The sequence below is a fragment of the Hanamia caeni genome, assembly GCF_003721595.1.
GTDB classification, from domain to species: Bacteria; Bacteroidota; Bacteroidia; order Chitinophagales; family Chitinophagaceae; genus Ginsengibacter; species Ginsengibacter caeni.
Map to the genome: position 1 here is coordinate 1 of NZ_RJJR01000034.1, position 7,444 is coordinate 7,444.

8 protein-coding genes are annotated in these 7,444 nt (G+C 39.4%); all 8 read left to right on the forward strand.

Annotated elements, in window-relative coordinates; genetic code table 11:
- Positions 1–398: 398 nt before the first annotated feature.
- The 8 genes from EFY79_RS21105 (at position 399) to EFY79_RS21140 (ending at position 7,323) form a co-directional block, all read left to right on the forward strand.
- Positions 399–872 (forward strand): hypothetical protein, encoded by a 474-nt coding sequence (locus tag EFY79_RS21105; protein ID WP_123122746.1) that lies wholly within the window; start codon positions 399–401, stop codon positions 870–872.
- Between the two features lie 305 nt (positions 873–1,177).
- A complete protein-coding gene (locus tag EFY79_RS21110) occupies positions 1,178–1,531 on the forward strand; it encodes a type II toxin-antitoxin system RelE/ParE family toxin (RefSeq protein ID WP_199727609.1) in 354 nt (117 codons plus the stop codon).
- Complete coding sequence (locus EFY79_RS21115) at positions 1,512–1,820, forward strand: helix-turn-helix domain-containing protein (protein WP_123122748.1); 309 nt, start codon at positions 1,512–1,514, stop codon at positions 1,818–1,820. The genes EFY79_RS21110 and EFY79_RS21115 overlap by 20 nt, the downstream gene beginning before the upstream one ends.
- A gap of 1,577 nt (positions 1,821–3,397) precedes the next feature.
- Positions 3,398–4,651, forward strand: coding sequence for a group II intron reverse transcriptase/maturase (gene ltrA, locus EFY79_RS21125; protein WP_233578076.1), 1,254 nt, complete (start codon positions 3,398–3,400; stop codon positions 4,649–4,651).
- 520 nt (positions 4,652–5,171) lie between these two features.
- Positions 5,172–5,300 carry a hypothetical protein gene (locus tag EFY79_RS21935; protein ID WP_262685242.1) on the forward strand — a complete coding sequence of 43 codons (129 nt, stop codon included), beginning with the start codon at positions 5,172–5,174 and terminating at the stop codon, positions 5,298–5,300.
- The gene (ltrA, locus tag EFY79_RS21130; RefSeq protein ID WP_262685238.1) at positions 5,254–6,525 is read left to right on the forward strand and encodes a group II intron reverse transcriptase/maturase; all 1,272 of its coding nucleotides are present in this window, start codon (positions 5,254–5,256) and stop codon (positions 6,523–6,525) included. The genes EFY79_RS21935 and ltrA (EFY79_RS21130) overlap by 47 nt, the downstream gene beginning before the upstream one ends.
- A 259-nt stretch (positions 6,526–6,784) precedes the next feature.
- A complete protein-coding gene (locus EFY79_RS21135; RefSeq protein WP_123122751.1) occupies positions 6,785–6,982 on the forward strand; it encodes a hypothetical protein in 198 nt (65 codons plus the stop codon).
- The gene (locus EFY79_RS21140) at positions 6,982–7,323 is read left to right on the forward strand and encodes a type II toxin-antitoxin system PemK/MazF family toxin (RefSeq protein ID WP_123122752.1); all 342 of its coding nucleotides are present in this window, start codon (positions 6,982–6,984) and stop codon (positions 7,321–7,323) included. Before EFY79_RS21135 ends, EFY79_RS21140 begins: the two co-directional genes overlap by 1 nt.
- Positions 7,324–7,444 lie beyond the last annotated feature (121 nt).

The following is a 7,444-nucleotide window of genomic DNA, read 5'->3' on the forward strand; positions in this document are numbered from 1 at the left end:
TCCGGCGTTTTTTTTTCGTTGTCATTTTTAAAGTTTTAGTGAATGCTAAATTTACGGATAGTTGCGGAAGGCTACCGTAGGTTTAGTTCAACAAGGGGTTTGCCAATAGCAGGGCTGACGTGCATTTCATCAGCTTTTTGTTCGCTATTGGGCTGTAGTCCGGGCTGAAAATTCTTTAATGTTCTTTTGTTCATATTCTGTGCTTTTAGTTTTTTTATCGGTTGACGGTTCAGGCAGAAAGTTCATTGAATTCCCTGCCATCGGCAATACGTGGCCGTTGCACGCCACTTAACCGAGACACTGTGAAATTTTATACAAGACTTTTATTGACGCTTCCATTTATTCTGGCAACATTTTCGTATTGCAAATTCAATAACCCCGACGAAAAATGTCATGGAATGGCAAACTTCATGATAAATGGCTTTTTTATATTTCTCTTGGTAATAACTATAGTTACCGCATTGATTGGAATATTCCATAGACAAAGAATACAGAAAACGAAATCTGAACTAATTACTTTATTGATTACAGTTTTGACATTTATTACTTTAATATTTTACCCTTTGTTAACTGGGCATACCAAAGGTGAGAAATGGATTGAAGCTGTAAATAAAGATTCAACTCATTCAATCTCAAAGGAAAATTTGACTTTGCGGAAAAATGGGAATTTTACAATTGATTTAATTGAAGCAGATTTTGGTTCCATATCTGGTACTTATAATAAAAGCGCTGACACAATTTTCTTAGAGCAAGCATCAATTGATAAGACGAATTCAAAAATAACTTCAAAGTATCTAATGAAATTAAATGAACTTGTTCCATTGTTTGACACGATTAATAAAATAAAATTTAAAATCACTTCTATAAACTAAGCGGCGTGCAACATCGCATTTGTGCAAGCCTGGCTGAAGTGCTAATAATGAGCATTGGTGCAAGTTTCAGCAGTAGTTCCGGACAGAAGAATCTTTATTGAGCGATAGAAATAGTAATGAACTTTTTATTATAAATTTGGCAACGGTCACGGGTAGAACGAATTCTAATTCCAGTCCTGCATAAATGCGTGGCCGTAAGCGGTCATGCCACCGGAACCACATCCCATAAAAAGACGCAATAATAGACTGCAAAAAAATTTCATACTTTATTTTGAGGAAGTTCACTATTTAGCTAACTTTGTTTTGTGGAACAAAAATCTATCCGACACCTCTTTTACTACAAAAGCTATTTCTTGGACTTTTATAAAGAACAGACAAAGGAGGTTCAAAAAAAGTTTAACTGGACACTGGAGCTCATTTCGGTTATAGATAAAGTCCCGAAAAAATATTTTGACCACATGACAGGAACCGACGGAATTTGGGAAATCAGAGTTGAAGTCGGGAATAATATATTTAGGGCGTTTTCATTTTTTGACGAAGGAAAATTAATAGTTATTGCAAACGCTTTTCAGAAAAAATCTCAAAAGACTCCTAAGAACGAACTTGAATTGGCCAAGAGAATTAAAAAAGAATATTTCAATGAAAAAAGAATCAAATAAAAACCTGACATCATTCGCAGACCATCTTGACAAGGAGTATGGCAAGCGTGGAACAAAGAAAAGGGAAACTTATGAACGAGAGTTTGAAGCTTTTAAAATTGGTGTATTAATTCAGGAATTGCGAGAGCAGCAAAACATGACGCAAGAACAACTTGCAGAGAAAGTTGGAACGACGAAATCTTACATTTCGCGAATTGAAAATAATGCAAGTGACATAAGGCTATCAACATTAATGCGTATTATACAAGACGGGCTTGGCGGACATTTGAAATTATCTTTAACAGCATAACAAAACGGCACGAACCGCTTACATTGCATTGGCAATACCAGGGCGTGACGTGCAATTAATCAACTTTTTGTCCGCTAATCTGCAGCAGTCCGGGCTGAAAAATCGCTATTGAGCAACAGAATAAAAATCTCAACTTTTTGTTCGTTTACTGGCTGACGTTCCCGCTGAAAGTTATAAATTGCCCTGGCATCGCCAATGCTTTACCGTTATCGGCAATTTCCGCAGAGACCATTATTCATCAGGGTTTTAGAAAATTCATCATTCGGGTTTGACAACAATTGGCAAAGTTATTTTCGCTGGACAATTTTCGGCTGACAAGTTTTTGTAGGCAATTTCGCTTAACAGAGAAAATAGTTTAGAGATTTTCAGGGAGACCAAATTTTTGAATCAGCAGACGAACAAAAAAGCAAGATTTCTATTTTCATCGGACAAGAAAATCGTTTTACTTCTTCGGGTAAGACAAACTTTTGTGGGAGAGATTTTTTCCCTGGTTGAGAAATTATTTTTTGACACAAAGAAAAACCGAAAAGTCCTTTCGCAGTTTCATTTTTCGTTTTCGTGAGACGCCAGAACTATTTCTTTGTTGGAGACAAATTTTTAATTCAAAGAAAAATGGTGAAAGTCTTTTCATCTTTTTCACGGCACTTTTCGGTCGGAGAGAAAACTTGTTTTGTAGTTTTTAAGTTTTTATTTCGGAGGAAAAACCAAACTTGAGAAAACAGAAATTCCATTTATTTGTGCGTTTACTGGCCGAGAGACAGAAATATATTTTGAGCTTTGAGACGGTGGACACAAATGAAAATGCCGATAACAAAAGGTTTGGCGATAGGCTGGCTGAAGGAATAACAATCGGCTGTAGTTCGCTATCAGCAATAGTTCCGGGCTGAAGAATATAAATCAGCTTTTTGTTGTTATCTTCATCTTTTGTTTTTCAATCGGCTAACGTTCGGGCGGAAAGTACGTTGAATTCCAGCCCATCGCCAATGCCTTAAACGTGTGTGTCTTGAACTGATTCAGATGTAATATTTGAATCAAGTGCTGTACCAAAACATGGAAGTCTTTTCAAAGTAGTTGAGTTTACAAGTGCGGAGGTCAAGCGAAACGACTGGCTGACTTGTGATAAGCGAAAGAAAAGAATTGGCCTTCCGCAGACTGCTTTCAGGAGCCGTTTGTAAACCACCTTATGCTGCATTGGCCGGAAACGGTTTCTGTGGTGAACGATAAGGAAAAACGGGAACTTGATTCCTGTAGGTGCGTATTGCAGAGCTGAATAAATTGAATCAGTTACGAAGCCCCGATAGGCAATCAAAGATGTCGAAAGCAAGCAGTTACGTTTGTGCTTGTTACTAAGTGTAAAGGATACCTGATTACTGTTTACATGGCATCCGGGGTAAAGCTGACAGGAATGCAATACAGGGTTTAGTACGGAACAAGAGAAGTCGCTGGTGTGCTGTTAACTGGAGGAAGGAAGCAGCCGTACAGGGATGTACGAATCAGCGGTGGCGGACTAATCCGTAGTAGTAATGAAGCCTGTGTAATGCAGGCAGAGCGAAGGGATTAGCCTGTTTTATGTTTTGATGATTATTAACAACCCCTCAAAAGGAATGATTGATTATTACCAGACAAAATCACAACCAATTACCAGAGTGATGGTAATAGAGGCGTATAGGAAGGTAAGGGCTAATAAAGGCAACGCAGGCATAGATGAAATGAGTTGGGCCGACTTAGATAACAATCGGGAGGCACAATTATATAAGCTATGGAACCGGCTGACGTCTGGCACTTATTTTCCACCGCCTGTAAAGGAAGTTGAAATTAACAAAGCTACAGGGGCAGGAGTAAGAAAGCTGGGCATACCTACTATTTTGGATCGCATAGCACAGGCTGTGGTTAAAACACATCTTGAGCGAATGGTGGAGCCGCATTTTCATGAGCATTCTTATGGTTACCGTCCGGGTAAAAGCTGTCACCAGGCAGTGGAAAAAGCATCACAAAATGCGATGACAAACGACTGGGTGATAGACCTTGACATCAAAGGATTCTTTGATAACATTGACCATGAACTATTACTGAAAGCGGTTACCCATTACTGTGCTGACAAGTGGGTATTGCTCTATATTACCCGATGGCTTAAAGCAGGCATCGTTCAGCAGAATGGTATGTTTGTGGACAGAGAAAACGGCACACCACAAGGTGGTGTAATCAGCCCTTTGCTGGCCAATATTTTCCTGCATGTGGTATTCGATAAATGGATGGAAAAGACCCATCCTGAAAAGCCATTTGAACGCTACGCTGACGACATCGTGGTGCATTGCAAAACAGAAAAGCAGGCACTGTTTGTATTGAAACAGATACAGCAGCGAATGACAGACTGCAAGCTGATGCTGCATCCTGTAAAGACAAAGGTTATAAACCTGCGTGGCAAAACTGAAAAGAAATACCCGCATAGTTTTGACTTTCTTGGTTTCACTATCCGTCCACTCTGGAGCAAAACCAGTAAAGGCAACAAGCTGATGGTATCAAACTTTATGAGCACGAAATCCAAAACAAGGGTACTGGCAAAGTTTAGCAGCTTCAACATCCACAAATGGCGCAAACCATTGGAGGCAATAGCCCAAAAACTAAGACCGGTAATACAAGGCGTGCTCAATTATTATGGCAAGTTTTGGACAGCGCATATGTACAAGGTTTGGTATGAACTAAATCAGCGGTTATTGAAGTGGGTAAAATGGGAAAAAGGCCTGTACAGGAAAGCGGCCATCAAGTGGCTGAAACAAAAGTATAAAGAGCAGCCGTGTTTATTTCCGCACTGGCGATTGGTACATCCATAATGTAGTAATACATTTGTGATTTAAAACAGGAAGAGCCGTGTGACGGGAGACTGTCACGCACGGTTGTGCGTCCAGCTAAGGTGGACATATCCAATGGGTGCAAGTCCCGTCAGAATAAAAGTCAAAGTTCTGTAGCTAAATGACATGGGTGGAAGAAATGAAACTCATGAAGCTCATTGAAAAGTGATCTGTAAAGCAGATTATGCAAGTTATCAGGCCGTAACGAAAGTAAATGCACAGGTAGCCTCGAAAGTGATTAAATCCGGCAGGCCGAGCTATTAACCGTATAGCGAAGGCAGTATATCTCTCCGAAATAGACTGAAACGGGAAATGATACGGCTGGCGGGGTGGTAGCAACAGCATGATAACAAGGATATGTAACGCAACTGGAGATACCCTCCTCATCCCGGGAAGAAAGGACCGGAGCAAGGTAGGTTCTATAACTTGAACGCAAGGAAATGAACCGAAGATGAGAGGGAGTCGGATAGGAGAATAGTAGCTGGGAAGTTCTCTAACAGGAATGGAGCGAAGTCTCCTTACTAATGGTAATCTTCTAACAAAAACGGGAGGCAAAGGCGACAATGATAAAAACGTCTATCACATTGCAGGAACTGAGAAGGAAGATATACATCAAGGCGAAGACCGATAAAGTCCACCGCTTCTGGGGACTGTATGTACATGTATGTAAGCAAAGCACTCTTGAGGAAGCATATCAGATGGTTAAAAGAAACAATGGAGCACCAGGTATAGATGGAATAACTTTTGATGATATTGAACAGACAGGAGTAGAAAACTTCTTAAGAAGCATACAGGAGAAACTAATCAATGGCTCTTACCAACCTGCCCGCAACCGGATTAAAGAAATACCCAAAGCAAACGGCAAAACCCGTAAGCTGGGAATACCTACAATAAGGGATCGGGTAGTGCAAGGGGCAGTGAAGCTGATTATTGAACCTGTTTTTGAATCAGACTTTCAGGATGGTTCTTATGGATACCGGCCAAAGAAAACAGCCCATCAGGCAATAGAAAAAGTGGCAGAAGCTGTAGTAAAAGAAAAGACAAGGATATTGGACTTAGACCTGAAATCTTACTTTGATACAGTTAAGCATCACATTCTATTGGATAAAGTAGCAAAGCGGATAGCAGATAATGAGGTCATGCGACTGCTAAAGCAAATGCTGAAAGCAGGTGGCAAGGAAGGTGTTCCACAAGGCGGTGTTATATCACCCTTACTAAGTAACATCTATCTAAATGAAATAGATAAGATGTTGGAGAAGGCGAAAGAAACAACTCGTGAAGGAAAATACACACATATTGAATATGCACGTTTTGCGGATGACTGTGTAATATTAGTTGATGGTCATTCCAAATGGGACTGGCTATGGAAAGGTGTCAACAGGAGGCTCAGGGAAGAACTGGATAGATTACAGGTACACATCAATGAGGGAAAGACAAAACAACTGGATTTGGTTAAAGGAGACAGCTTCGGCTTTCTGGGCTTTGACTTCAGGAGACTAAAGACAAAGACAGGTAAATGGAGAGTGAACTATCAACCTAAGATGCAAGCCAGAATAAAATTGATGGATAAAATCAAAGATGTGTTTAAGCGTCATCAATCACAGCCACTCACAAGAGTAAGAGACATCATTAATCCGATACTGAGAGGTTGGGTACAATACTTTAAGATTGGGAACTCAAGTAAGGTGTTTGGATATGTAAAAGATTGGTTAACCAGTAAAATCCGGAGGCATCTTATGAAGGCCAAAGGAAAGCAGGGCTTCGGTTGGAAACAATGGAGTACAAAAGGGCTATATGCTATTTACAATATTTATAGCGATTTTAAAGTGGCCCCGAGGAAATTTGCTCCAACATGATAGGCGATAAACTATGATGAGAAATCATTAGGAAAGCGCAGTGCGTTAAATGCGCACGCTGCGTTTGACGAGGCGGGTGGTGGAAACATAGACTTCAATCTAATGCGCCACTGCTCGACCCTACCTGTGAGAACGCAAAGGTGAAATACTTTGCGTGACTCGACTGGGCGAGATGCTACTTTAAAGCCTTATAAACATTCACTTTCAGCAAATTTGTAATTTTGGAGACAGAAAATCTTAAATTTGTAAAAAAATAAAAATGGAGACTTTAATTATAGAGATAGATTCAAATGGTAAGGTGAAAGAACTTTCATCCTTACTTTCTTCGTTGGATTTCGTTAGAAAAGTTTCATCTGTTCGCAAGACAAAAGCTTTAATCGCTGTTTTACAAGAAGATGAAAACTTAAAAGCTTCAATTGTTAAAAGGAAGAATAAAGCTATTGCAAAATATTTGTAATGAAAGTTCAACAAAAAGACATCATAGAATTAAATTATGAACTACCAAATGGTAGATTTAAAGCGCATCCGGCGTTAGTTATTTCAAATTCAAATGTTTTAGAAACGGAGGATATTTTTTATGCAGTAATGATTTCGTCAAATCCAATGAATGAAGAATTTAATTTTGAACTTGAGAATTCTATGTTGACAAAACCTCTTTCTAAAAAATCGTTTATAAAATGTCAACTGATACAATCTTACACAGCAGACGAAGTTGTTTCAAAGATTTCTTCATTAAATCAGATGACTTTTGAGAAGGTGCTGAAAAAAATATTTGAAACAGTATTTAAGGCAATATGATAACTCTAAATTATCAAGCACCTCGCCCAACAACTAAGGCTTCGTTGGGTGCGTAGCACCAACAATGAAGCCGCATGTTGAACGAAACCGGTTAATATGGAGATGTCGTCAGGAGGATTTG